The organism is Pantoea coffeiphila, assembly GCF_016909495.1.
GTDB lineage: Bacteria > Pseudomonadota > Gammaproteobacteria > Enterobacterales > Enterobacteriaceae > Erwinia > Erwinia coffeiphila.
This window is the reverse complement of record NZ_JAFBFW010000003.1, coordinates 195,728-222,372: the sequence shown is the minus strand read 5'-3', so window position 1 is coordinate 222,372 and position 26,645 is coordinate 195,728. Positions and strand designations below refer to the sequence as shown.

General features: G+C 58.2%; 22 protein-coding genes. 17 read left to right on the top strand and 5 right to left on the bottom strand.

All coding sequences use genetic code 11. The features are described from left to right. Window positions 1-11 precede the first annotated feature (11 nt). The 6 genes from JOE09_RS10750 to araD are packed head-to-tail and all read left to right on the top strand — an operon-like array spanning window position 12 to window position 5,484. Window positions 12-497: a NanQ anomerase/TabA/YiaL family protein gene (locus tag JOE09_RS10750; RefSeq protein WP_105592166.1), complete on the top strand. Its 486-nt coding sequence runs from the start codon at window positions 12-14 to the stop codon at window positions 495-497. After that, the gene (locus JOE09_RS10745; protein WP_205065776.1) at window positions 494-1,792 is read left to right on the top strand and encodes an MFS transporter; all 1,299 of its coding nucleotides are present in this window, start codon (window positions 494-496) and stop codon (window positions 1,790-1,792) included. Before JOE09_RS10750 ends, JOE09_RS10745 begins: the two co-directional genes overlap by 4 nt. Next, a complete protein-coding gene (locus JOE09_RS10740) occupies window positions 1,789-3,264 on the top strand; it encodes an FGGY-family carbohydrate kinase (protein WP_205065775.1) in 1,476 nt (491 codons plus the stop codon). Before JOE09_RS10745 ends, JOE09_RS10740 begins: the two co-directional genes overlap by 4 nt. A 3-nt stretch (window positions 3,265-3,267) precedes the next feature. Next, the gene (gene ulaD / locus JOE09_RS10735; protein ID WP_205065774.1) at window positions 3,268-3,930 is read left to right on the top strand and encodes a 3-keto-L-gulonate-6-phosphate decarboxylase UlaD; all 663 of its coding nucleotides are present in this window, start codon (window positions 3,268-3,270) and stop codon (window positions 3,928-3,930) included. A gap of 1 nt (window position 3,931) precedes the next feature. After that, the gene (locus JOE09_RS10730; protein WP_205065773.1) at window positions 3,932-4,789 is read left to right on the top strand and encodes an L-ribulose-5-phosphate 3-epimerase; all 858 of its coding nucleotides are present in this window, start codon (window positions 3,932-3,934) and stop codon (window positions 4,787-4,789) included. Next, window positions 4,786-5,484 carry an L-ribulose-5-phosphate 4-epimerase gene (gene araD, locus JOE09_RS10725; RefSeq protein WP_205065772.1) on the top strand — a complete coding sequence of 233 codons (699 nt, stop codon included), beginning with the start codon at window positions 4,786-4,788 and terminating at the stop codon, window positions 5,482-5,484. Before JOE09_RS10730 ends, araD begins: the two co-directional genes overlap by 4 nt. Before the next feature lie 131 nt (window positions 5,485-5,615). On the opposite strand, the gene JOE09_RS10720 is transcribed toward araD, so the two are convergent. Together JOE09_RS10720 and JOE09_RS10715 are read right to left on the bottom strand one after the other, a co-directional pair. Continuing rightward, window positions 5,616-6,758: a phytanoyl-CoA dioxygenase family protein gene (locus JOE09_RS10720; protein ID WP_205065771.1), complete on the bottom strand. Its 1,143-nt coding sequence runs from the start codon at window positions 6,756-6,758 to the stop codon at window positions 5,616-5,618. Between the two features lie 9 nt (window positions 6,759-6,767). Then, a complete protein-coding gene (locus JOE09_RS10715) occupies window positions 6,768-7,598 on the bottom strand; it encodes an SDR family oxidoreductase (protein WP_205065770.1) in 831 nt (276 codons plus the stop codon). Window positions 7,599-7,717: 119 nt separating this feature from the next. Between JOE09_RS10715 and JOE09_RS10710 the strand changes: the two genes are divergently transcribed. Then, window positions 7,718-8,725, top strand: a complete 1,008-nt coding sequence (locus tag JOE09_RS10710) for a LacI family DNA-binding transcriptional regulator (RefSeq protein WP_205065769.1) — start codon at window positions 7,718-7,720, stop codon at window positions 8,723-8,725. A gap of 16 nt (window positions 8,726-8,741) precedes the next feature. Here JOE09_RS10710 and JOE09_RS10705 read toward each other — a convergent pair whose 3' ends face one another. Together JOE09_RS10705 and JOE09_RS26295 are read right to left on the bottom strand one after the other, a co-directional pair. After that, a complete protein-coding gene (locus JOE09_RS10705) occupies window positions 8,742-9,236 on the bottom strand; it encodes a GNAT family N-acetyltransferase (RefSeq protein WP_200543207.1) in 495 nt (164 codons plus the stop codon). A gap of 270 nt (window positions 9,237-9,506) precedes the next feature. Further along, on the bottom strand, window positions 9,507-9,635 hold the full coding sequence (locus tag JOE09_RS26295) for a hypothetical protein (protein WP_275584424.1): 129 nt from the start codon (window positions 9,633-9,635) through the stop codon (window positions 9,507-9,509). A gap of 164 nt (window positions 9,636-9,799) precedes the next feature. Between JOE09_RS26295 and JOE09_RS10700 the strand changes: the two genes are divergently transcribed. The 10 genes from JOE09_RS10700 (at window position 9,800) to glgP (ending at window position 25,041) form a co-directional block, all read left to right on the top strand. Further along, entirely contained in the window at window positions 9,800-10,495 is a 696-nt protein-coding gene (locus tag JOE09_RS10700) for a pirin family protein (protein WP_205065768.1), read from the top strand. A 113-nt stretch (window positions 10,496-10,608) separates the two neighbouring features. Continuing rightward, complete coding sequence (gene gntR, locus JOE09_RS10695; RefSeq protein ID WP_205065767.1) at window positions 10,609-11,604, top strand: gluconate operon transcriptional repressor GntR; 996 nt, start codon at window positions 10,609-10,611, stop codon at window positions 11,602-11,604. 192 nt (window positions 11,605-11,796) lie between these two features. Beyond that, window positions 11,797-12,336 carry a gluconokinase gene (gene gntK / locus JOE09_RS10690; RefSeq protein WP_205065766.1) on the top strand — a complete coding sequence of 180 codons (540 nt, stop codon included), beginning with the start codon at window positions 11,797-11,799 and terminating at the stop codon, window positions 12,334-12,336. 10 nt (window positions 12,337-12,346) lie between these two features. Then, the gene (gene gntU, locus JOE09_RS10685; RefSeq protein ID WP_105592179.1) at window positions 12,347-13,687 is read left to right on the top strand and encodes a gluconate transporter; all 1,341 of its coding nucleotides are present in this window, start codon (window positions 12,347-12,349) and stop codon (window positions 13,685-13,687) included. Window positions 13,688-14,044: 357 nt separating this feature from the next. After that, window positions 14,045-15,154: an aspartate-semialdehyde dehydrogenase gene (asd, locus tag JOE09_RS10680; protein WP_105592180.1), complete on the top strand. Its 1,110-nt coding sequence runs from the start codon at window positions 14,045-14,047 to the stop codon at window positions 15,152-15,154. Window positions 15,155-15,620: 466 nt separating this feature from the next. Continuing rightward, on the top strand, window positions 15,621-17,804 hold the full coding sequence (gene glgB, locus JOE09_RS10675) for a 1,4-alpha-glucan branching enzyme (RefSeq protein WP_205065765.1): 2,184 nt from the start codon (window positions 15,621-15,623) through the stop codon (window positions 17,802-17,804). After that, entirely contained in the window at window positions 17,804-19,777 is a 1,974-nt protein-coding gene (gene glgX / locus JOE09_RS10670) for a glycogen debranching protein GlgX (protein ID WP_205065764.1), read from the top strand. The genes glgB and glgX overlap by 1 nt, the downstream gene beginning before the upstream one ends. A 15-nt stretch (window positions 19,778-19,792) precedes the next feature. Further along, window positions 19,793-21,082, top strand: a complete 1,290-nt coding sequence (glgC, locus tag JOE09_RS10665; protein WP_205065763.1) for a glucose-1-phosphate adenylyltransferase — start codon at window positions 19,793-19,795, stop codon at window positions 21,080-21,082. 57 nt (window positions 21,083-21,139) lie between these two features. Beyond that, a complete protein-coding gene (gene glgA, locus JOE09_RS10660) occupies window positions 21,140-22,573 on the top strand; it encodes a glycogen synthase GlgA (RefSeq protein WP_205065762.1) in 1,434 nt (477 codons plus the stop codon). 20 nt (window positions 22,574-22,593) lie between these two features. Then, complete coding sequence (gene glgP, locus JOE09_RS10655; protein ID WP_205065761.1) at window positions 22,594-25,041, top strand: glycogen phosphorylase; 2,448 nt, start codon at window positions 22,594-22,596, stop codon at window positions 25,039-25,041. A gap of 60 nt (window positions 25,042-25,101) precedes the next feature. Here glgP and glpD read toward each other — a convergent pair whose 3' ends face one another. Continuing rightward, complete coding sequence (gene glpD / locus JOE09_RS10650; protein ID WP_205065760.1) at window positions 25,102-26,607, bottom strand: glycerol-3-phosphate dehydrogenase; 1,506 nt, start codon at window positions 26,605-26,607, stop codon at window positions 25,102-25,104. Window positions 26,608-26,645: the final 38 nt, after the last annotated feature.

Below are 26,645 nucleotides of genomic sequence, written 5' to 3'. Positions count from 1 at the left end.
GGAGCAACGCGATGATTTTTGGACATATCAACAATACCGAAGCGCACCACTATCCTGTCGCCGTTGCCCGTGCCGTGGACTATCTGGCCCGTCACGATCTGCGGGCGATGGCCGCCGGACGCTATCAGCACGATAAAACCGGCTGGGTAGTTCAGGTGCTGGATTTACAGACCGGTCCCCACAGCGAGAGCTTCCCGGAAGCCCATCGCCACTTTGTTGACGTGCAGTTTCTGGTGGACGGTGAGGAGCTGATTGGCGTGGCGACGGAGAAAGCCGAGCTGGCCATCCACCAGCCGTACAACGCCGATCGCGACATTATTTTCTATCGCGATGCGCCGAACGAAACCCTGTTGCTGATGAAGCCCGGCAATTTCGCCGTGTTCTTCCCGCAGGATCTCCATCGGCCAAACCTGATGATCGACGGCCCGCAGGCGATCCGCAAAGTGGTGGTCAAGATCCCTCTTACCGAGTTCGTTAATTCCGGGAGTACGCTATGAGCCTGACCTCAAGTTCTGTGGCATCCGGCGCGTCCATTCCTAACACGCGCTGGCTGCGTATTATTCCGCCGATCCTGATCACCTGCATTATCTCCTATATGGACCGCGTGAATATCGCCTTTGCTATGCCGGGCGGTATGGATGACGAGCTGGGGATCAGCGCCTCAATGGCCGGTCTGGCGGGCGGCATCTTCTTTATCGGTTATCTGTTCCTGCAGGTTCCCGGCGGCAAGCTGGCGGTCTACGGCAACGGTAAACGTTTTATCGGCTGGTCGCTGCTGGCCTGGGCGGTCATCTCCATCCTTACCGGTATGGCGACCAATCAGTATCAGCTGCTGGGACTGCGCTTCCTGCTGGGTGTGTCCGAAGGGGGCATGCTGCCGGTGGTGCTGACCATGATCGGCAACTGGTTCCCCGATTCTGAACGCGGCCGCGCCAACGCGATTGTGATCATGTTTGTGCCGATCGCCGGAATACTGACCGCTCCGCTCTCCGGCTGGATCATCAGCAGCTGGGACTGGCGCATGCTGTTCTTTGTGGAAGGTGTGCTGTCGCTGGTGGTAATGGCGCTGTGGTCCTTCACCATCAGCAACCGCCCGCAGGAGGCGAAGTGGATCTCGGAGGCCGAAAAGAACTATCTGATCAAAACGCTGCACGACGAACAGCTGCAAATCAAAGGTAAAAATAACCGTAAGGCCTCGCTGCGCCAGGTGATGCGTGAACCGGTGATGTGGCGGCTGATCATGGTTAACTTCTTCTATCAGACCGGGATCTACGGCTATACCCTGTGGCTGCCGACCATCCTGAAGGGGCTGACCAACGGCAACATCGAACAGGTGGGCTGGCTGGCGATCCTGCCGTACGTCGGTGCGATCTTCGGCATGTTTATCTTCTCGTCGCTGTCCGATGCCACCGGGCGCCGCAAGCTGTTTGTGGCGCTTCCGCTGGCCGGATTTGCCATCTGTATGGCGCTGTCGGTACTGCTGAAAGCGCATATCTGGTGGTCCTACGCCGCGCTGGTCGGCTGCGGGGTGTTTATTCAGTCGGCGGCCGGGGTGTTCTGGAGTATTCCGCCACGCCTGTTTAACGCTGAAGTGGCGGGCGGCGCACGCGGCGTGATTAACGCGCTGGGCAACCTTGGCGGCTTCTGCGGTCCGTATATGGTCGGCGTGCTGATTGCCGAATACAGCAAAGACGCCGGCGTTTACAGCCTGGCGATCTCACTGGCGATTGCTTCGGTACTGGCGCTGACGCTGCCCGCACGCTGCGATGCACCGCAGAAGGGGGCCGCATGAGTTACTGGCTGGGGCTGGACTGCGGCGGCACCTTTATTAAGGCCGGGCTGTATGACGCATCAGGCCGTGAACAGGCGGTGGCGCGGCAAAACCTTGCGGTGCTGGTGCCGGAACCGGGCCGGGCGGAACGCGATATGAACCAGCTGTGGCAGGTGGCTGCCACGGTGATTCGCCAGGTGCTGGAAAACGGCGGGATCGATGCAGCAGACGTGCGCGGTATGGGGATCTCCGCTCAGGGTAAGGGCCTGTTTATGCTGGATAAGCAGGGCCAGCCGCTGGGCAACGGCATACTCTCTTCCGACCGCCGCGCGCTGGAGCTGGTTCAGCGCTGGCAGCGTGAGGGCGTACCGCAGGCGCTCTATCCGGTGACTCGCCAGACGCTGTGGACCGGTCATCCGGTTTCGCTGCTGCGCTGGGTCAAGGATCACGAGCCGGAACGCTATGCGGCGATCGGCAGCGTGATGATGGCGCACGACTATCTGCGCTTTTGCCTGACCGGCGAACGGGCCTGCGAAGAAACCAATATTTCTGAATCCAATCTCTATGACATGCAGCAGGGCGACTGGTCGCCCGCGCTGGCGGAGATGCTGGAGATCGCGGAGATCCTGCCCGCCCTGCCGCCAATCGTCGGCTCGAGCGATGTTGCCGGGCACATTACGGCCGCCGCCGCCGCGCAGTGCGGGCTGGCGGAAGGCACGCCGGTGGTGGGCGGACTGTTTGACGTGGTGTCCACCGCGCTGTGCGCCGGGCTGTACGACGACACGCGGCTCAACGCGGTGATGGGCACCTGGTCGGTGACCAGCGGCATTACCGACCGCCTGAGCGATGAAGTGGACTATCCGTTCGTGTATGGCCGCTACGCCATTGACGGCCAGTACATCGTTCACGAAGCCAGCCCGACCTCCGCCGCTAATCTGGAATGGTTCTGCCAGCAGTGGGGCATTGACGACTACGCACAGCTGAATCAGTGGGTGGCGGAGCTGCCTCCGGCAGCCAGCTCGCTGCTGTTCGTGCCGTTCCTCTACGGCAACAACGCCGGGGCCAACCTGCACGCCAGTTTCTACGGTTTGCAGGCCGGCCACCAGCGCGGCCATCTGGTGCAGGCAATTTATGAAGGCGTGGTGTTCTCGCATCTGACCCACCTTAACCGCATTCTCAAACGCTTCCCCAACGTCAGCGCCCTGCGCCTGACCGGCGGGCCAACGCGCTCGGCCGAGTGGATGCAGATGTTTGCCGATATCAGCGGCCTGCCGGTGGAGATCCCGCAGATTGAAGAGAGCGGCTGCCTGGGAGCGGCGCTGGTGGCGATGACCGGAACCGGCGCGCAACCGTCGCTACAGCAGGCGCAGCGGGCGCTGGACCCGGCGATCGTCAGCTATCAGCCAAACGCCGAAAACCACGCGCTTTATCAGAAAAAATACCATCGCTATCAAAAACTTATTACGGCGCTGATTGCCGCCAACCAGGAGTAACTCATGAGCCGTACCTCTGTTCCTCAACTGCAGCTGGCGCTGGATCATACCCGGCTGGATGCCGCCCTTGATGCCGCCGATCGCCTGCACGAGCACGTCGATATCGTGGAAGCCGGCACCATTCTCTGCTTCAGCGCGGGCGTGGACGCGGTGCGCCAGCTGCGCCAGCGCCTGCCGGAGAAAACTCTGGTGGCCGATTTTAAGGTCGCCGATGCCGGATCGACGCTGGCCGAACTGGCGTTTGAGGCCGGGGCTAACTGGATGACGGTGATCTGTGCCGCGCCGCTGGCGACCTTTGCCAGTGCCCATGAGGTGGCGCAGCGCTACCAGGGCGAGATCCAGATTGAGCTGTTCGGCAACTGGACGATGGATGACGCCCGCAGCTGGCGCGCCCTCGGTCTGAAGCAGGCGATTTACCACCGTGGCCGCGATGCGCAGGCGCAGGGGCAGCGCTGGAGCCAGCAGGATCTCGACGCGATGCAGGCGCTTTCCGACCTTGGCTTCGGGCTGTCGGTGACCGGCGGCATCACCCCACAGGAGCTGCCGCAGTTCAAAGAGATCGACGTGCGCGCCTTTATCGTGGGCCGCGCGCTGACCGAAAGCGCCAACGGTCTGGCCACCGCCGCCGAGTTCCATCAGGCCATCGACAGCATCTGGGGGAAATAACATGCGTCAGCACCCGTTAGGTATTTATGAAAAAGCCCTGCCCGCGCACCTGAGCTGGCCGGAACGTCTGGCGCTGGCGAAGGCCTGCGGCTTTGACTTTGTTGAGATGTCGGTGGATGAAACCGATGCCCGCCTGGCGCGCCTGGACTGGACCAAAGCCCAGCGCCTGTCGCTGGTGGACGCGATGATTGAAACCGGGGTCAACATCCCATCGATGTGCCTGTCCGGCCATCGTCGCTTCCCGTTTGGCAGCCGCGACCCGGCCGTTCGCCAGCAGGCGTACGATCTGATGGATCGCGCCATCCAGCTGGCAAAGGACACCGGCATCCGCACCATCCAGCTGGCGGGCTACGACGTTTATTACGAATCGCACGATGAAGGCACCGTGACCCGCTTCGCCGAAGGGCTCGCCTGGGCAGTGGAACGCGCGGCGGCGGCACAGGTGATGCTGGCGGTGGAAATCATGGACACCGAGTTTATGAACTCCATCAGCAAGTGGAAGCACTGGGATCGCCAGTTGGCCTCGCCGTGGTTCACCGTCTACCCGGACGTCGGCAACCTCAGCGCCTGGGGCAACGACGTCAGCGCCGAGCTGGCACTGGGCATCGATCGCATCGCTGCGATCCATCTGAAGGACACCCTGCCGGTCACCCCTGATTCGCCGGGCCAGTTCCGTGACGTGCCGTTTGGCGAAGGCTGCGTCGATTTTGTCAGCGTGTTCCGCACGCTGAAGCAGATTAACTATCGCGGCGCGTTCCTGATTGAAATGTGGACCGAAAAAGCCGAAGAGCCGGTCGCCGAGATCGTGCAGGCGCGGCGCTGGATTGAACAAAAAATGCAGGAAGGAGGATTACTGTGAGCTTAACGACTCTGAAAGAACAGGTGTTCGAGGCCAACCTCGCCCTGCCGCGCCATAATCTGGTGACCTTTACCTGGGGCAACGTCAGCGCAATCGATCGCGCCAGCGGCCGCGTAGCGATCAAGCCTTCCGGCGTGGATTACGACGTGATGACGGTGGACGATATCGTGGTGGTGGATCTGGAGAGCGGCCGCGTGGTGGAAGGCAGCAAGAAGCCCTCTTCCGATACGGCAACGCATCTGGCGCTGTATCGCGCCTTTGAAACCATCGGCGGCATTGTGCATACCCACTCGCGCCACGCCACCATCTGGGCGCAGTCCGGGCTGGATCTGCCCGCCTGGGGCACCACCCATGCCGACTATTTCTACGGCAAAATTCCCTGCACGCGGCTGATGACGGCGCAGGAAATTGCCAGGGATTACGAGCACAATACCGGCGAAGTGATTATTGAAACCTTCCGCTCGCGCGATATCAGTCCGGCAGCCGTTCCGGCGGTGCTGGTCAACGCCCACGGTCCGTTTGCCTGGGGCAGCGATGCGGATAACGCGGTGCACAATGCGGTGGTGCTGGAGGAAGTCGCCTATATGGGTATCTTCTCGCGGCAGCTGACGCCGGGGATTACTGATATGCAGCAGGTGCTGTTGGATAAGCACTATTTACGTAAGCACGGGGCAAATGCGTATTACGGGCAGTGAGTGACGGTAGCAGGATCGTGCCCCGTTATACGTTACGGGGCACGATCGATTGAAGCACCGCTGTCAGATCAGCACGGCAAAGAGCAGGCGAATGTCAAAATCAGCACATTCCTTCGTTTCCTCATCCGACATCATGCCTGACGTTTCTGCGTATGCTCTGCCAGCTGCTGGTTGAAATGTACCGGCGTCCACTTCTCTCGCAGCGCCTGTAACAACAGGGCCTGCTGGGTCTGCGGCACCAGCCCGCCCAGCGGCGGATCGGTATCCAGATTGGTTGGAAATGAGTAGCCCTCCGCAGCAGATGCAATAACGGCACTGAGCTTATCTTCCGGCAGTTCGCGCTGAAGCAGGGCCGGATAAATACTTTGCAGCACCTTGATATGGTTAACCTTCTCCATCGTTTTGCCAAAGCTGGATGACACCTGCAGCAGGTTGGCGGTGCGCACGCGATCCTGCGTGACGTTATTGCCCGCCGCATGGAACAGCGCCGGGTTGAAGAACAGCCCGTCGCCTTTGTGCAGCGGCAGCTGGATGGCATGCTGCTGGAAATAAGCAATAAACTCCGGGTCCCGCCAGGCCAGATAGCCCGCCTGATACTGCTGTGACCACGGCAGCAGCTGGGTCGGTCCGGACTCAATCGGCATATCGGTGTGCGCCACCGCGCCCTGCAACGTCAGATACTGCGACAGAATTTGCAGCGGCAGCGGGAACTGTTCGACCACCTCATTACTCTGGAAGCCCAGATGGTAGTCACGATGCGGCTGCTGCGCCTTGCCGCCGGGGCGTACCTGGTTCACCTGGGCGGTCATCTCGTAGCCCGGCCCCAGCCAGCTTTCACAAATTATCGCCAGCAGCGGATTGTCGTAATAATCAATAAAGGCGTCGGCATCGCGCTCCGCGACTTTTTGCAGCGCGTTCCAGATGCGGCCATTGCTGCCCGCTTTGGCGAAGTGATCGCCACCGCCGCCCGCTGCGGCTTCATCTTTCAGGATCGCTTCAAACAGCTGGCTGCTGCGGTCCACCGCGGCCAGGTTGTCATACAGTCCTTTCACCACAAATACGCCGGGGCCGGAAGAGAGTGCGCGGTGCAGCTCGCTCAGTACCGCTTTCCGATCGTCACGCGCGGCGCTTAACAGCGAATCGGCGCGGTAAATCAGCACGTTCAGCTCACTGCTTGCCGCCAGTGGATAATCATCCTGGCGCAGCGTCTGGCGGCAAACCGCCGCAAACTCATCAACCTTCAGCTGCTTTTCCTGCAGATAGATAGCGTTCATATCGGCTCCTTACAGACTCAGCGGCTGCTGGGGTTTTGGCGCGCCGTCATCGCCGCAGCCGACTACGTTCTGATCGAAATCAATCACCGCGCCGGTCATCATCCCGGACTCTTCAGAGAGTAAAAACGCCACGCCGCGCGCCACTTCCCGCGGTTTCAGCAGGCGGCCAAATGGCTGTTCGCGCTCGGCTTTTTCCAGCCAGTCGTCGGAGGCCTGGTGATACTGCTTTTGAATATCATCTTCGTGCGGGGTGTCCATCCAGCCAATGTTCAGGCCGTTGACCCGGATGCGGTTGCGCATGGCGCTGAAGGCGACGTTTTTCGTCAGCGTCACCAGCGCCCCTTTGGAGGCGGCATAGGTGGTGAGGAAGCTCTGACCGCCGTGGGAGGTCATGGTGATGATATTAACGATGCTGCCTTCCGTGCCGTTCGCCACCATCAGTTTGATTGCCGCCTGCATCAGGAAGAACGGTGCGCGGACGTTAACGGCGAAAATGGCGTCAAACAGCTCCGGGGTGGTGTTGAGGATGGTGCCGCGATCGGACATCCCGGCGCAGTTGACCAGGCCATGCAGCACGCCAAAGCGGCTTTCCGCTGCGGCGATCACCTGCTCGCAGGCGTGCGGATCGGTCAGGTCGGCGGCGACAAAGCCGGCATCGCAGCCCAGCGCCCGCAGTTTTGCCACCTGCTCTTCACCTGCCCGCGCATTTCGACCGCAGATAATCAGGCCGCGCGCGCCGCGTTCTGCCAGCAGCTCGGCCACCGCCGCACCCAGGCCCTGGGTACCGCCGGTCACCACATACACTTTGTTCTTAAACTGATTGTTGAAATCTGAACTCATGATTAAGCGCCTTTCTTGTTTTTTGTCGGATACAGGGTGAGGAACATTTGCTCTTAACCACCTTATCACTTACATTTTTTTAACAACACGCACCGATAACCTCAAAAAGACCTCAAATAATGAAGTTCTCCATTAAACAGATTGCCGCGCAGTCGGGCGTCAGCAAGGCGACGGTGGATCGCGCGCTGCACAAACGCGGCAGCGTACATCCGCAAACCGATCGGCGGATTGCCGCCGCAATTCGCGATCTTGAGCTACAGCAGCGGGTGAATCTGGCGAGTGGCAGAACGCTGAATATTGACGTGGTGCTGCATACCCCCGAGCGCTTCAGCTCGCTGGTCAGCGCCGCCCTGCTCAGCCAGCTCGGCAGCCTGGCACCGTTCCGCCTGATGCTGCGTTTTCACGTCTTTGAACAGATCGATGCGAAGGCCCTCCAGCAGTTACTTTTGCGCTGCGGCAGCGACAGCTACGGCGTTATTCTCAAGGTCAGTGATGAGTCAGCGCTGAATGCCAGCGTGGAAGAACTGCTGCGCCAGCGGGTGCCGGTCGTCACGCTGGTCACCGATCTGCCCGACAGCGCGCGTATTCGCTATGTGGGCATGGATAACGGCAGCGCCGGGCGCACGGCGGCTTATCTGCTGTCACGCTGGCTGGGGCCGCAGCCCCACTCGGTGGCGGTGGTGCTGAGCAGCGCCGGATTTCGCGGCGAAGAGGAGCGGGTTGCGGGCTTTGCCGAAGGGCTGCACCAGCTTGCACCGCAGCATAAAGTGGTGCGCATCAGTGAAGGCTACGGCGTCGACAGCCTGACGTTTGAGCGGGTGAGCCAGGTGCTGGATCGCGATCCGGTTATCAGCGCAGTTTACTGTGTTGGCGGTGGTAATCGGGCCATCTTCCGCGCGTTTACCAGCCAGCAGCGCCCGTTGCGGGCGTTTATTGCCCACGATCTGGACGAGGAAAACCGTGAAATGCTGGCCGCACGGCAGCTGGATGCGGTTATCGATCACGATCTGCGCGCCGATGCCCGCAGTGCGTTACAGGCGATCCTGCGCTTTCACGGTTTTTTACCGCCGGAAGAGGAAATCGGGGAGTTTTCGCGGGTCAACGTGGTGACGCCTTTTAATCTGTAGGCGTCACCCGTAGGATTCAGTCTTTCAGACGTGCCATAAACAGTGCATCGACCTGCACACCGTTACGCACGCCAAAGCGTACGCCGCGCCCTTCGGTCACGAAGCCAAATTTCTCATACAGCGCAATGGCCGCCTGATTATCGGCGTAAACGGTAAGTTCAATGCGATCCACCTGTAGCCAGTTATCGCAGAGATCGACTATCGCCGTCATCATCGCCTTCGCCACGCCCTTGCCGCGATGGCGAATGTCCACGCCCAGGCCGAATGTCGCCGTATGGCGGCGGCGCGCCGGGGTATTCAGCGCCACGAAACACTGACCGACGATCTGGCTATCGATGCAGGCCACCAGCATATGCTGCCCGTCCGGCGTATTTTTTAGCTTCTCCTGCCAGCGCTGTAGTGAAGGGTAAGGGAGCTGAAGCGTATCGCTGTAGGTTTCCGGCTGGCTGTACATCTGATGCAGCGCCGCAGCGTCATCAGGCTCGGCGTGTCGAACGATAATTTCACTCACCTTTACTCTCCTTAGTGTTAGAAAACCTCTTTAAAATCAGGGTTTTTTATCATCAAATCAAGTAAAAAATAATCAGAAAAGAGCTTTACAAGTGCGAATGATAATGATTATTATTGCTATGCGTTTTCAGCAGAGCTCTGCTACTGGCTGAGAAGGCACGACATTGCTCACATTGCTTCCAGTGTTTCTTAGCCAGCTCGGGTGCTGGCTTTTTTTTTGCCTGCGTTTTGCCCGGCCCTCCAACTCTTCCCCAGTTATCCAGTTATCCAGTTATCCATTCCATCGTTTCACACCGATTACCCCACTGCTGCGATATCCACTGCCGCCGTGGCTACCGCGGTCATTTTTACCGTTGCGGGTGCCGCCCTCACTTTCAATATTGCTGTCACTTTTCTCCATGAAGCCTTTCCCTCCTGAAAGACCGGGTTGTCACGCTATCCCAATCTGACTGTTGTTACCGCCACCATTTATTCGAAAATTTTGAACAGAGGAGACAATTTTCTCCGCTATCAACGCGGGCTGTTCGGGCGCAGACTACGTTAAAACATTGAGGAGAATTGAATATGATTTACTTACGCAAAGCACAAGATCGTGGCCATGCAAACCATGGCTGGCTGGACAGTTATCACACCTTCTCTTTCGCTAACTATTATGATGCCAACTTTATGGGCTTCTCCGCGCTGCGGGTGATTAACGAAGACGTGATCGATGGCGGCCAGGGTTTTGGCACCCATCCGCATAAAGATATGGAAATCCTGACCTACGTGCTCTCCGGCACCGTGGAGCATCAGGACAGTATGGGTAACAAAGAGCAGATCCCGGCGGGTGAGTTCCAGATTATGAGTGCGGGCACCGGCGTACGTCACTCCGAGTACAACGGCAGCAAAGACGTGCCGCTGCACCTGTATCAGATCTGGATTATCCCAGAGAAAAACGGCATTGAGCCACGCTACGCACAGCGCCGCTTTGATGATGTCCAGGGCCGCCAGCTGGTGCTGTCGCCGGATGCCCGCGACGGTTCACTGAAGGTTTACCAGGATATGACGCTGTCCCGCTGGGCGTTTAAAGCAGGCGAACAGGGTACAGCAGAGGTCGCCGAAGGCCGCAAAATCTGGATTCAGGTAGTGAAAGGCGATGTCACCGTGAACGGTGAAGCCGCCACAACCAGCGACGCGTTTGCCATCTGGGATGAAGCGGCTCTGGAGATTACCGCCAGCAGCGACGCGGAGATCCTGCTGTTCGATCTGCCGCCGGTTTAAGCAGCGCGAAGATAGCTGCATCACACTTTGGGCGCGGGAAACCGCGCCCTTTCTCTTTTTCCCGCGCATATTTGTTACACTCAGCCGGATACCGTCCAACCAGCTGAAGCCAAATGAAGAAAAAAAGACCGGTACTTCAGGATGTTGCCGATCGTATCGGCATCACCAAAATGACCGTCAGCCGCTATCTGCGTAACCCCGAGCAGGTTTCCGCCGCGCTGCAGGGCAAAATTGCCGCCGCGCTGGATGAGCTGGGCTACATTCCCAACCGTGCGCCGGATATGCTCTCCAACGCCACCAGCCGGGCGATTGGCGTGCTGCTGCCGTCGCTGACCAACCAGGTGTTTGCCGACGTGCTGCGCGGCATTGAAACCGTCACCGATGCGGCGGGCTACCAGACGCTGGTCGGCCACTTCGGCTACAGCCCGGAGAAAGAGGAGCTGCAGCTGCGCTCCCTGCTGGGCTGGAATATCGACGGCCTGATCCTGACCGAACGCACCCACACCGCCGCCAGCCTGCGGATGATCGAAACCGCCGGCATTCCGGTGATTGAGATGATGGACAGCGTTTCCCCCTGCCTGGATATGGCGGTGGGATTCGATAACGTTGAGGCCGCGCGGCAGATGACCCAGGCCATTTTGCAGCGCGGCCATCGACACACGGTTTACCTCGGCGCACGGCTGGACGAACGAACGCTGCAAAAAGAGCGCGGCTATGCGCAGGCGATGCGCGAGGCCGGACTGGAGCCAAAAACCGTGATGATGGAAGCGGCCTCGTCGTTTACCGCCGGTGCGATGCTGCTGCGCGAGGCGCAGAAGCGCTATCCGCAGACCGACAGCCTGTTCTGTACCAACGATGACCTGGCGGTGGGCGCAATGTTTGAGTGCCAGCGGCAGGGGCTGCGGGTGCCGGAGCAGATGGCAATCGCCGGTTTTCACGGCCACGATATTTCCAAGGCCACTACCCCGCAGCTGGCTACCGTGCAGACCCCGCGTGAGCAGATGGGCCAGGAAGCGGCGTCAATGCTGCTGGCGCGTATTCGCGGTGAAGATGTCGATTGCGGACCGCTGGATATCGGCTTTACGCTCTCCATCGGCGAAAGTATTTAACCCCGACGGGCGCAATCGCGTCCGTTATCTCTTTGTGCCTCCCTCACGCTGTTTTTGCCGTTTTTTTGAAGCACCTCACATTTACCAGCTTTTCCCGCCGCAGCTGTTGCCATAATTTGTACAGCACCAGACAATGTTACCGATAACAAATTGCCGTTCACACCTGCTTATGACTCTGACGGAGCAAAAATAATGACCTCATCTACCCCGTCCAATCACGTATTCGTACTGATGGGCGTATCCGGCAGCGGCAAATCCGCCGTGGCCAATGCCGTTGCACATGAACTCAAAGCCGCTTTCCTTGACGGTGACTTCCTGCACCCGCGTGCCAACATTGAAAAAATGGCCGGTGGTCATCCGCTGGACGACGCCGACCGCAAGCCGTGGCTGAAGGCGATTAACGACGCCGCGTTCGCCATGCAGCGCACCAATGACGTGTCGCTGATCGTCTGCTCGGCGCTGAAAAAGCACTATCGCGACATCCTGCGCGAAGGGAATCAGAACCTCTCCTTCGTCTACCTGAAGGGCGATTTCGACACCATCGAATCCCGCCTGCGCGCGCGTAAAGGCCATTTCTTCAAGCCGCAGATGCTGGTTACCCAGTTCGCCACGCTGGAAGAACCGGGCAGCGAAGAGAAAGATGTGTTGGTTGTTGATATTAATCAGTCCCTTGATGACGTCATTGCCTCAACGCTGAAAACCATCGACGGTGCCATCAACAAGACGAAGTAAGTAGGGTGTAATGAGTACTGCAACACTGGTTTTGACCGCAGCAGGTTCGGTATTACTGCTGCTGTTTTTAGTGATGAAGGCGCGTATGCACGCCTTCGTGGCGCTGATGTTAGTGTCAATTGGTGCCGGTCTGTTCTCCGGCATGCCGCTGGATAAAATCGCCCAGACGATGGAAAAAGGGATGGGCGGCACGCTCGGCTTCCTCGCCATCGTCGTGGCGCTGGGGGCGATGTTTGGCAAGATCCTGCATGAAACCGGCGCGGTCGATCAGATCGCCATCCGCATGCTGAAAGCCTTCGGTGAAAGCCGTGCGCATTACGCGATGGGCATTGCCGGGCTGATCTGCGCGCTGCCGCTGTTCTTCGAAGTGGCGGTCGTACTGCTGATCAGCATCGCCTTCGCCGTGGCTCGCCGCACCGGGGATAACCTGGTGAAGCTGGTGATTCCGCTGTTTGCCGGGGTTGCGGCAGCGGCGGCGTTCCTGCTGCCGGGGCCTGCGCCGATGCTGCTGGCTTCGCAGATGCATGCCGATTTCGGCTGGATGATCCTGCTGGGGCTGTGTGCGGCGATCCCGGGCATGCTGATTGCCGGTCCGCTGTTTGGCCGCTTTATCAGCCAGCACGTGCAGTTCACGCCACCGGCGGAAAGCGAGCATCCCGAATTTGATGAGAGCAAGCTGCCATCGTTTGGTTTCAGCCTGTCGCTGATCCTCTTCCCGTTAGTGCTGGTGGGGCTGAAAACCATCGGCGCGCGCTTTACCGAACCCGGCTCCCGCCTGTATGAATGGCTGGAGTTTATCGGTCACCCGTTTACCGCAATTCTGCTGGCCTGCCTGGTGGCGATTTACGGCCTGGCTTACCGCCAGGGCATGGACAAAGAGCGCGTGATGCAGATCTGCGGAGCGGCCCTACAGCCAGCGGGAATTATCCTGCTGGTGATCGGTGCCGGTGGCGTATTTAAGCAGGTGCTGGTGGATTCCGGCGTCGGCCCGGCACTGGGCAACGCACTGACCGGCGCGGGGCTGCCGGTTGCGCTGGCCTGCTTCGTGCTCTCCGGCGCAGTGCGCATTATTCAGGGTTCGGCGACCGTCGCCTGCCTGACCGCTGTGGGGCTGATTATGCCGGTGATTGAACCGCTGCATTATTCCGGTGCCCAGCTGGCCGCGCTGTCGATCTGTATTGCCGGCGGCTCGATTATCTTCAGCCACGTCAACGACGCCGGTTTCTGGCTGTTTGGCCGCTTTACCGGCGCAACGGAAGGGCAAACGCTGAAGACCTGGACGATGATGGAAACCATCCTCGGCACGGTTGGCGCGGTGATTGGCATGATTGCGTTCGAACTGCTGTCGTAATAAATCAGAAGGGGCAGCGGAAACTGCCCTGCCCCTTCTTCGATTCTGTATATTACCGCTCTATGACGATGTTTCGGCTCCTGATACGCAAAACCCCCTATAATCATCGGTAAAACCCGCTTTAATCGCCAATTTAACAACGATAATAGGGCTGCCGCCGTTATCAGATACTCGCGTTAATCCTCCTGTTTCACACCGCCTGGCGTGGATTATTAGTCCTTCTGCTAAAAAAATTCTCTCAATCGATTTAATTCACTTGCCACTTTTGCTGCACCTTGTAGATTTGGACAGAGTACATTCCGGTGATTTTAACTGAATTACGGGCGTTATCAGTGCGGGCCCGAGGTAAAGGTAGATATGAAAACTGTAGGACTTGTCGGTTGGCGTGGCATGGTTGGTTCCGTGCTGATGCAGCGTATGATCGAAGAGCGTGACTTTGACGTTGTACGCCCGGTGTTTTTCTCCACTTCCCAGCACGGTCAGGCCGCGCCGGAGTTCGGCGGCCGCTCTGCCGGTACGCTGCAGGATGCGTTTGATATCGATGCGCTTAGCGCGCTGGATATCATCATCACCTGCCAGGGTGGCGATTACACCAGCGAAGTCTATCCAAAACTGCGTGCCGCTGGCTGGCAGGGTTACTGGATTGACGCTGCTTCCACGCTGCGCATGAAGGACGATGCGATTATCATCCTCGACCCGGTGAACCACCAGGTTATCCACGACGGCCTGAACAACGGCATTAAAACCTTCGTTGGCGGTAACTGCACCGTCAGCCTGATGCTGATGTCGCTGGGCGGTCTGTTTGCTAACGATCTGGTGGAGTGGGCTTCCGTTGCCACCTATCAGGCGGCGTCCGGCGGCGGCGCGCGCCATATGCGTGAACTGCTGGCTCAGATGGGCATGCTGCATGACCACGTAGCAAAAGAGCTGCACAACCCGGCATCGGCGATTCTGGATATCGAACGCCGCGTGACCGAGCTGACCCGCAGCGGCACCCTGCCAACCGATAACTTCGGTGTACCGCTGGCCGGTAGCCTGATCCCGTGGATCGATAAGCAGCTGGAAAACGGCCAGAGCCGCGAAGAGTGGAAAGGTCAGGCTGAAACCAACAAAATCCTGCGTACCGACAGCGTGATTCCGGTTGACGGTCTGTGCGTGCGCGTCGGTGCACTGCGCTGCCACAGCCAGGCGTTTACGCTGAAGCTGAAAAAAGACGTGCCGCTGGACGAAGTCACTCAGCTGCTGGCTTCCCACAACGAGTGGGTGAAAGTGGTGCCAAACGATCGTGAGCTGACCATGCGTGAGCTGACGCCTGCGGCGGTCACCGGCACGCTGAATACCCCGGTGGGCCGTCTGCGCAAGCTAAATATGGGGCCGGAATATCTTTCCGCCTTTACCGTTGGCGATCAGCTGCTGTGGGGTGCGGCTGAACCGCTGCGCCGTATGCTGCGCCTGCTGGTGGGCTAAACGGCTCGCTTTCCCCTGTCGCCTGCGGCAGGGGAAAGTATCTGTTTGTTATATTCTGATTCAGTAATTATCACTAACGGCATCACCCGCTATTACCCGTTTTTCTGAATACCCGATCCACCGTTTTGAGTTTTTCCGCCTGATTCGGGGCTTTTCCCAACTGGCGCTTAAGAAGCTTCTGACGTTCCTGCCTTATGCCCTAACAGCAGTACAGTTTGATGTGAAAGAAATATTTTTACGCTTTCGTACCCGGCTATTGTTGTCACCTGGCTATGCTTAAATCAGTCATTGTTCCATCAGCAAATAAAAGTTTCGCTTAAGGGTTTATTATCGCGTGCTGCGATGGTTTTTCCAGCGGATGGTCATATCCCCTGCAGCATGCCATTAAGCTCAATGAAGAGCAGAGCATGTCCGAAACGTTTTTAACGTTCGGTCATCGCCTGCCGTCTATCATGGGAAGAAAGTCATGTCAGAGCTTGCCGATCGCCGTGTGATTAATGCTTTACTTTCTGGTCACCTCGCTGACCCTTTTTCTCTGTTGGGTATGCATCAAACCGACAAGGGCCTGGTAGTTCGCGCGCTGCTGCCGGACGCCAGCGAAGTCTGGGTGATTGAAACCAGCACCGGGCGCAAATGCGCGCAGCTGGAGTGCCTGGACGGGCGCGGTTTTTTTCAGGGGGTGATCCCGCGGCGGAAAAACCTGTTTCGCTATCAGCTGGCTGTCACCTGGCACGGCCAGCAAAATCTGATCGATGATGCCTACCGTTTTGGCTCGCTGCTGCCCGAAATGGACAGCTGGCTGCTGGCGGAAGGTACGCATCTGCGGCCGTACGAAAAAATGGGCGCGCATGCCGATGTTATTGATAACGTCATCGGCACACGCTTTTCCGTCTGGGCACCGAATGCCCAGCGCGTTTCCGTCGTGGGCGAGTTTAACTATTGGGACGGCCGCCGCCATCCAATGCGCTTCCGTCGCGAACTGGGCGTATGGGAGCTGTTTATTCCGGCCGCCCGGCCCGGCCAGCTGTACAAGTTCGAAATCGTCGATGCTCACGGCCAGCTGCGGCTGAAAGCCGACCCGTATTCCTTTGAAGCCCAGATGCGCCCCCAGACGGCCTCGATGATCTGCGGCCTGCCGGAAAAAACCGAAATCGCCCCGGAGCGCCAGCGTGCCAACGGCTTTGATGTTCCTATCTCAATTTATGAGGTGCATCTGGGTTCCTGGCGTCGCCATACCGATAACAACTTCTGGCTGAGCTACAAAGAGCTGGAGGAACAGCTGGTCCCTTATGCCGTGGAGATGGGCTTTACCCATCTGGAGCTGATGCCGATTAATGAGCATCCGTTTGACGGCAGCTGGGGCTATCAGCCGCTGGGCCTCTACGCGCCAACGCGCCGTTTTGGTACGCGAGACGATTTCCGTTCGTTTATTGCGGCAGCGCACAACGCCGGGCTTAACGTGCTGCTCGACTGGGTGCCAGGCCACTTCCCCTCTGATGAATTTGGCCTGTCGAATTTTGACGGCACCAATCTGTATGAACACAGTGACCCGCGTGAAGGCTATCACCAGGACTGGAATACCCTGATTTACAACTTTGGCCGCCGGGAAGTGAGCAACTACCTGGCGGGCAATGCGCTGTACTGGATCGAACGCTTCGGCATTGACGGCCTGCGCGTGGATGCCGTGGCCTCGATGATTTATCGCGACTACAGCCGCGCCGAAGGCGAATGGGTGCCGAACTACTACGGCGGGCGGGAAAATCTGGAGGCGATCTCCTTCCTGCGCTACACCAACCGTACGCTGGGCCATGCCGCGCCGGGTTCGATTACCATCGCTGAAGAGTCCACGGATTTTAACGGTGTCTCGCGCCCGCCGGAAATGGGTGGCCTGGGCTTCTGGTTCAAGTGGAACCTTGGCTGGATGCACGACACGCTCGACTATATGAAACTGGACCCGGTGCATCGCCGCTATCATCACGATCTGATGACCTTCGGCATGATTTACAACTACACCGAGAATTTCGTGCTGCCGCTGTCGCACGATGAAGTGGTTCACGGTAAACGTTCGATTCTCGACCGCATGCCGGGAGACGCCTGGCAGAAATTTGCTAACCTGCGCGCCTACTACGGCTGGATGTTCGGTTTCCCCGGCAAGAAACTGCTGTTTATGGGGAACGAGTTTGCCCAGGGCCGCGAGTGGGATCACGACAGCAGCCTGGACTGGCACCTGCTGGAAGGGGGAGACAGCTGGCATAACGGCGTGCAGCGGCTGGTCCGCGACCTCAACCACACCTACCGCGCTCATCCCGCCCTGTATCAGCTCGACTTCGAACCCGCCGGTTTTGAGTGGCTGGTGGTGGATGACTTTGAAAACTCGGTGTTTGTCTACGTGCGCCGCGACCGCGACGGCAACGAGCTGATCGTCGCCAGTAATTTCACCCCGGTGCCGCGCTATGACTACCGTTTTGGCGTGTCGCAGGGCGGACGCTGGCGTGAAGTGCTGAACACCGATTCCGGCCACTATCACGGTGGCAATCTCGGTAACTGCGGCACTATCGATACCGACGACTGGGGAAGCCACGGCCGCAGCCACTCGCTGAGCCTGACGCTGCCACCCCTTTCCACTCTGTGGCTGGTTCGGGAGGCGTAATGGCACCGATACGTTCGGGTAAACCGCAGCCCCTCGGGGCCAGCTACGACGGCAAAGGCGTTAACTTTACGCTGTTCTCTCAGCATGCGGAGCGCGTAGAACTGTGTCTGTTTGATGAGAAAGGCCGCGAGAAACGTATCGATCTGCCCGCACGCAGCGGCGATATCTGGCACGGGTATCTGCCTGCCATCCATCCGGGCCAGCGCTACGGCTATCGGGTACACGGTCCGTGGGCACCGGCGCAGGGTAAACGTTTTAACCCTGCGAAGCTGCTGGTCGACCCCTGCGCGCATCAGGTAGAGGGTGAAGTCTGTGACGACCCGCGCTTCCAGTGCGGCGAAGCAGAACCGGACGCGGCGGATAACGCCAGCATCGCGCCTAAATGCGTGGTGCTGGCCGATGACTTCGACTGGGAAGACGACGCGGCACCGCGTGTTCCCTGGGGCAGCACGGTGATTTATGAGGCGCATGTTCGCGGCCTGACCTGCCAGCATCCCGATCTCCCGCCGGAAATTCGCGGCACCTACGCCGCGCTGGGGCATCCGGTGATGATTCGCTATTTTCAGCAGTTGGGTATCACCAGCCTTGAACTGCTGCCGGTGGCCTGCTTCGCCAGCGAACCGCGCCTGCTGCGCATGGGGCTGACCAACTACTGGGGCTATAACCCGCTGGCCTGCTACGCGCTGGATACCCGCTATGCGGCGAGTGACAATGCTCGGCAGGAGTTTCAGCAGGCGGTGAAAGCGCTGCATCAGGCGGGGATCGAGGTGATTCTGGACGTGGTGTTTAACCACACCGCAGAGCTGGAAGAAACCGGCCCGATGCTGTCGATGCGCGGCATTGATAACCAGAGTTATTACTGGCTGACGGAACAGGGTGAGTACCAGAACTGGACCGGCTGCGGCAATACGCAAAACCTCAGCCACCCGCAGGTGATGGCCTGGGCACTCGACTGCCTGCGCTACTGGGTGCAGGTGTGCCACGTTGACGGTTTCCGCTTCGATCTGGCCACGGTGCTGGGCCGCACGCCGGACTACCGGCGCGATGCGCCGCTGTTCCAGGCGATTGCCGCCGATCCGCTGCTGTCAAAATGCAAACTGATCGCCGAACCCTGGGATATCGGGCCGGGTGGCTATCAGGTGGGCGATTTCCCCTGGCCGTTTGCCGAATGGAACGATCACTTTCGCGATGCTGCCCGCCGCTACTGGCTGCATAGCGACCTTTCCAACGGTGAGTTTGCCCGGCGGTTTGCCGCTTCCAGCGATGTTTTTCAACGTGACGGGCGGCCACCTTCCAGCAGTATTAACCTGATCACCGCACACGACGGTTTTACCCTGCGCGACGTGGTCAGCTTTAACCAGAAACACAATGAGGCCAACGGTGAAGATAACCGTGACGGCAGCAGCAGCAATTTCAGCCATAACCACGGTGTGGAAGGGCTGCACGCACCGCTGTTGGTTACGGAACATCGCCGCCGCAGTGTGCATGCGCTGCTGACCACACTGTTGCTGGCGCAGGGAACGCCGATGCTGCTGGCAGGCGATGAGCACGGCCACAGCCAGCACGGAAATAATAATGCTTATTGCCAGGATAACCCGCTGACCTGGCTCGACTGGCTGCACTGTGATAGCGGGTTATTTTCCTTCACTGCCGCGTTAATCCATCTGCGCCGCCGCATCCCGGCGCTGCAAAGCGATCGCTGGTGGCAGGAAGGTGATGGGAACGTTGAATGGCTGAACCAGCAGGGTAAGCCGCTCAGCGCCAGTGAGTGGCAGCAGGGAGCGCATCGTTTGCAAATCCGGCTTTCGCAGCACTGGCTGATCGTGCTCAACGCCACCGAAGAAGTGTGTGACCTGATTTTACCTCAGGGAAATTGGCACGCCATTCCGCCCTTTGCCGGGGACGATAATCCGATCCGGTCAACTGTCTGGCATGGTGCAGCGCACGGTGTGTGCGTGTTCCAGGAAAAATAATACCAGGAGTATTGCATGGCCAAACTCAATAAGAACGACTCCCTGATGCTGGCAAGACAGCTGCCAACGCAAACCGTTGCGCTGATCCTTGCCGGTGGACGCGGTACCCGGTTACGCGATCTCACCGCCAAGCGCGCCAAACCGGCGGTTCACTTCGGCGGTAAGTTTCGTATTATCGACTTCGCACTCTCTAACTGCCTGAATTCAGGCATCCGCCGCATCGCGGTGATCACCCAGTATCAGTCGCACACGCTGGTGCAGCATATTCAGCGCGGCTGGTCGTTCCTGAATGAAGAGATGAATGAGTTCGTTGATCTTCTGCCTGCCCAGCAGCGGCTGTCGACCGAGCACTGGTATCGCGGGACTGCCGATGCGGTCACGCAGAACCTCGATATCATCCGGCGCTACCGCGCGCAGTACATCGTTATTCTGGCAGGCGATCACATCTATAAGATGGACTACTCCCGCATGCTAATCGATCACGTCGAAAACGACGCGCGCTGCACCATCGCCTGCCTGCCGGTACCGCTGGAAGAAGCCAGTTCGTTTGGCGTAATGAAAGTGGATGAAAATAACCGCGTGGTGGAATTTCTGGAGAAACCCGCCGATCCGCCGTCGATGCCCGGTGATGACAGCAAGGCGCTGGCCAGTATGGGCATCTACGTATTTGACGCGGACTATCTTTATCGCCTGCTGGAAGCCGACCAGGAACTGCCGGAGTCCGACCACGACTTCGGCAAAGATTTGCTGCCGAAGATTGTTGCCAGCGGTGAAGCACTGGCTCACTCCTTCAACCTGTCCTGCGTGCAAAGCGGGGAAGCCGTTGAGCCCTACTGGCGCGATGTCGGTACGCTGGAAGCCTACTGGAAGGCAAACCTCGATCTGGCTTCGGTCACCCCGGAGCTGGATATGTACGACAGTACCTGGCCAATTCGTACCCATATGGAGCCGCTGCCGCCGGCGAAATTCGTGCAGGACCGTTCCGGCAGCCATGGTATGACAATGAATTCACTGGTGTCGGGAGGCTGCATTATCTCCGGCTCGGTGGTAGTGAACTCGGTGCTGTTCTCCCGCGTTCGAATCAACTCCTTCTGCAATATTGAGTCGTCGGTATTACTGCCGGATGTGGAGGTAGGACGCTCCTGCCGCCTGCGCCGCTGCGTGATAGACCGCGCCTGCGTGCTGCCAGAAGGGACGGTGATTGGCGAAAACCCGGATGATGATGCCCGGCGTTTCCACCGATCGGAAGAGGGAATTGTTCTGGTCACAAGGACCATGCTGGCGAAGCTCGGCTGGATCAGCTAGGCGGAAAAACGTGATGACCTGACGGCATCACGTTCTGGCACTGTTTAGGAGCCGATAATGCAGGTGTTACATGTCTGTTCAGAGATTTTCCCGCTGCTAAAAACCGGCGGGCTTGCTGATGTTGTTGGGGCATTACCGGCGGCGCAGATTGCGGAAGGAATGGATACACGCGTATTACTTCCGTCATTCCCCGATTTGAAAAAGGGAATTACCGATGCGGTTGTGGTGGCGAAACTGCAAACTTTTGCCGGCTATGTCGAATTACTGTTTGGGCACTATGACGGCGTGGGGATCTATCTGATCGATGCGCCGGGTCTTTACGATCGCCCGGGCAGTCCGTATCACGATGAATCACAGTTCGCCTATACCGATAACTATCTGCGCTTCGCGCTGCTGGGCTGGATGGGCTGCGAAATGGCCTGCGGGCTGGACACCTTCTGGCGTCCGGATGTGGTTCATGCACACGACTGGCATGCCGGGCTGACCTGTGCCTATCTGGCCGCGCGCGGGCGTCCGGCAAAGTCGGTGTTTACCGTGCATAACCTGGCGTATCAGGGGCTGTTTAACGCGCACCACATGGAGCAGATCCAGCTGCCACGCTCGTTTTTCAATATGTACGGGCTGGAGTTTTACGGCCAGATCTCCTATCTGAAAGCGGGCCTGTACTACGCCGACCATATTACGGCGGTCAGCCCGACCTACGCCCAGGAGATTACTCAACCGGAGTTTGGCTACGGCATGGAAGACCTGCTTAAGCAGCGCCAGCTGGAAGGCAGGCTGAGCGGTATTCTTAACGGCGTCGACCCGGCCATCTGGGACCCGCAGCATGATCCGCTGCTGACGGCCCGCTATAACCGTGATGTTCTGGATACCAAAGTTGAGAACAAGCGCCAGCTGCAAATTGCGATGGGGCTAAAAATTGATGAAAAAGCGCCGATTTTTGCCGTGGTCAGCCGCCTGACCAAACAGAAAGGTTTGGATCTGGTGCTGGAAGCCCTGCCGGGCCTGCTGGAACAGGGGGGGCAGCTGGTGCTGCTGGGTGCCGGAGATGCGGTTCTTCAACAGGGATTCCTGGCCGCCGCCGCCGAGTATCCGGGCCAGGTCGGCGTGCAGATCGGCTACCACGAGGCGTTTTCCCACCGCATTATGGGCGGTGCAGATGTGATTCTCGTACCCAGCCGCTTTGAGCCCTGCGGCCTGACCCAGCTCTACGGCCTGAAATACGGCACCCTGCCGCTGGTGCGACGCACCGGTGGGCTGGCCGATACGGTAAATGATTGTTCGCTGGAAAACCTCGCAGACGGTATCGCCAGCGGTTTTGTGTTCGAAGATAGCAACGCGTGGTCACTGCTGCGCGCTATCCGACGTGCTTTCGTCCTCTGGTCCCGTCCTTCGCTCTGGCGCTATGTTCAGCGGCAGGCTATGGGGATGGATTTTAGCTGGCAGGTGGCTGCTGTTGCCTACCGCGATCTCTATCAACGTTTGTTGTAACCTGACGATGGGAAACTGATATGAACGCACCTTTCTCCTATGCCTCACCGACGCTCAGCGTGGATGCGCTTAAGCATTCAATAGCCTATAAGCTGATGTTTACCATTGGTAAAGATCCGTCCATTGCGAATAAACACGAGTGGCTGAACGCCACATTACTGGCGGTACGCGATCGTATGGTGGAGCGCTGGCTGCGTTCAAATCGTGCCCAGCTGTCGCAGGATGTCCGACAGGTTTACTACCTGTCGATGGAGTTTCTGGTTGGCCGCACCCTCTCCAATGCCCTGCTGGCAATGGGAATTTATGAGGATGCGCAGACGGCGCTGGAAGAGATGGGTTTCGACCTTGAGGAACTGATCGAAGAAGAGAACGACCCGGGGCTGGGCAACGGCGGCCTGGGGCGTCTGGCGGCCTGCTTCCTGGATTCCCTCGCCACGCTCGGCCTGCCGGGGCGCGGTTACGGCATCCGTTACGACTACGGTATGTTTAAGCAGAATATCGTCGACGGCCAGCAGGCGGAATCACCGGACTACTGGCTGGAATACGGCAACCCGTGGGAGTTTCAGCGCTTCAACACCCGCTATAAGGTGCGTTTCGGCGGCCGTATCCAGCAGGAAGGCAGCCGTGCACGCTGGGTGGAAACGGAAGAAGTGCTGGCGATGGCCTACGATCAGATCATTCCAGGGTTTGATACCGATGCCACCAACACCCTGAGGCTGTGGGGCGCTCAGGCCAGTAACGAAATCAACCTCGGTAAATTTAACCAGGGTGATTACTTCGCGGCGGTGGAAGATAAAAACCATTCCGAAAACGTGTCCCGCGTGCTGTATCCCGACGACTCGACCTATTCAGGGCGTGAGCTGCGCCTGCGTCAGGAGTACTTCCTGGTCTCATCCACGGTGCAGGATATCCTCCATCGCCACTGGGCGATGCACCAGACCTTTGACAATCTGGCGGATAAAATCGCCATCCACCTGAATGATACCCATCCGGTACTGGCGATCCCCGAGCTGATGCGGGTGCTGATCGATGAGAGCAAGTTTAGCTGGGATGACGCGTTTGGCGTGGCCTGCCAGGTATTTTCCTACACTAACCACACGCTAATGCAGGAAGCGCTGGAAACGTGGCCGGTGGATATGATTGGCAAAATCCTGCCGCGCCATCTGCAAATTATCTTTGAGATCAACGACTACTTCCTGAAAACCATCCAGGAGCAATATCCGGAAGACTGGGAACTGCTGTCGCGTATCTCGATCATTGATGAAAATAACGGCCGTAAGGTCCGTATGGCCTGGCTGGCGGTAGTGGTCAGCCACAAGGTTAATGGTGTATCGGAGCTGCACTCGAATCTGATGGTGCAGTCGCTGTTTGCTGATTTTGCCAGACTCTTCCCCGGCCGTTTCTGCAATAAAACGAACGGCGTTACGCCACGCCGCTGGCTGGCGCTGGCTAACCCGTCGTTATCCGGCGTGCTGGACGAAGCGATTGGCCGCACCTGGCGCACCCAGCTCAGCCAGCTGGATGAGCTGAAGCAGCATATTGATTATCCTAATTTTATTAGCAAAATTAGCGATGCCAAGCTGGCGAACAAGAAGCGTCTTGCTATCTACATCGCGCAGAAGCTGGATATTGTTGTCGATCCGAATGCGATGTTCGATGTGCAGATCAAGCGCATACACGAATACAAGCGCCAGTTGCTTAACGTCCTGCACGTGATCACCCGCTACAACCGCATCAAAGCCGACCCGGATGCTGAGTGGGTACCGCGCGTCTGCATCTTCGCCGGCAAAGCCGCCTCGGCCTACTATATGGCCAAACATATTATTCATCTGATTAACGATGTCGCAAAGGTGATCAACAGCGATCCGCAGGTGAAGAACCGGCTGAAAGTGGTGTTTATTCCCAACTATGGCGTCAGCCTTGCGCAGATTATTATTCCTGCGGCCGATCTCTCCGAGCAGATCTCGCTGGCCGGTACGGAAGCCTCCGGTACCAGTAATATGAAGTTCGCGCTGAACGGTGCGCTGACCATCGGTACGCTGGACGGTGCTAACGTTGAGATGCTGGAGCACGTGGGTAAAGAGAATATCTTTATCTTCGGCAACACCACGCCGCAGGTTGAAGAGCTGCGCAGCAACGGCTACAGCTCGCACAAATATTACGAGCAGGATGCCGAGCTGCATCAGGTATTGACGCAGATCGCCACCGGCGTGTTCAGCCCGCAGGAGCCTGGCCGCTACCGTAATATTTTTGATTCGCTGGTGAACCTGGGCGATCACTATCAGCTGCTGGCGGATTATCGCAGCTATGTTGATACGCAGGACAAGGTGGATAAGCTGTATCGTAACAAGGGCGAGTGGACGCGCCGCGCGTTGATTAATATTGCCAGCATGGGCTACTTCTCCTCGGATCGTACCATTCAGGAGTATGCGGACGAAATCTGGGGCATTCAGCCCATCCGCCTGTAGGCTATCCATGAAATTAAAAGGGCGACCGCTGTCTGGCGGTCGCCCTTTTGTTTGCGGCGATCAGGATGCCAGTGAAAGCACCGGTTTGGCATTCTGAACCAGCCACTCGGCAACACGCGCCTGCTGCTGCTCATTCAGCCACATACCCTCTTTGGTACGGCGCCAGATGGCATCTTCTTTCGTGCGAACCCACTCTTTCTGCACCAGATAACGCAGCTCGGCCTCGTAGAAATGGTGGCCAAACAGTTCACCTAAATCATCCAGGCTTTTCGCCTCTTTCAGGAACAGTTCACTGCTGCTGCCGTAAGTGCGGGCATAGTGGCGAGCCATATCTTCGGTGATAAACGGATAGCGGCGGCGCAGGCTGGCCGCGTAATCTTCGCGGCTTCCGGCAAAATCACCGCCCGGCAGCACGCAGGTTTTCGTCCATGCCGCGCCGATACCCGGATAATATTTGCTGAGTTTTTCCATCGCATGCTCGGCCAGCTTACGATAGGTGGTCAGCTTGCCGCCGAACACCGACAGCAGCGGTGCCTGACCCTGCTCGTCGTGCACGTCCAGCGTATAGTCGCGGGTAATCGCCTGCGGAGAGTCGGACTCGTCATCGCACAGCGGACGTACACCGGAATAGGTCCAGACGATGTCGTCCTTCGCCAGCGTTTTCTTGAAGTGGGTGTTATAGACATTCAGCAGATAGTCGATCTCTTTATCGTCAATCTTGACGTCTTTCGGATCGCCTTTGTACTCCACGTCGGTGGTGCCGATAATCGAGAACTCATCCATCCACGGAATAACAAACACAATACGGTGATCTTCGTTCTGCAGAATGTAGGCCTGCTTCTGGGTATGCACACGCGGCACGACGATATGGCTGCCTTTAATCAGGCGAATACCGTATGGGGATTTCAGCTTCAGTCCGTCATCAAACAGCTGCTTAACCCACGGACCTGCGGCATTGACCAGGCCTTTCGCCTGCCAGGTATACACTTTACCGCTGTCGATATCTTCGGCTTCAACGGTCCACAGGCCGTTTTCACGCCAGGCTTTGGTCACGCGGGTACGGGTGCGCACTTCGCCACCGCGCTTTTCAATTTCCTGAGCGTTAAGTACCACCAGGCGCGCATCGTCCACCCAGCAGTCGGAATATTCGAAACCGCGCACGATTTCAGGTTTAAGTACTGAGTCTGCGCCAAAACGCAAACCTTTACTTCCCGGCAGGCTGGTACGTTTGCCGAGATGATCGTACATAAACAGACCGATACGGATCATCCAGGCCGGGCGAAGATGCGGGCGGTGCGGCAGGCGGAAACGCATGGGGAAAGCAATATGCGGTGCCATTTTTAACAGCACTTCACGCTCGGCCAGCGCCTCGCTAACCAGGCGGAATTCGTAGTGTTCCAGATAGCGTAAGCCACCGTGGATTAATTTAGAACTGGCGGAAGAGGTGGCGCAGGCGAGGTCTTGAGCCTCCAGCATCAGCACCGACAATCCACGTCCGGCTGCATCGGCCGCAATACCAGCGCCGTTAATACCGCCGCCGATTACGATCAGGTCTTTGATTTCCACGTCATCTCCTCCGATGTTCGGAATCGTTCAATAATGTT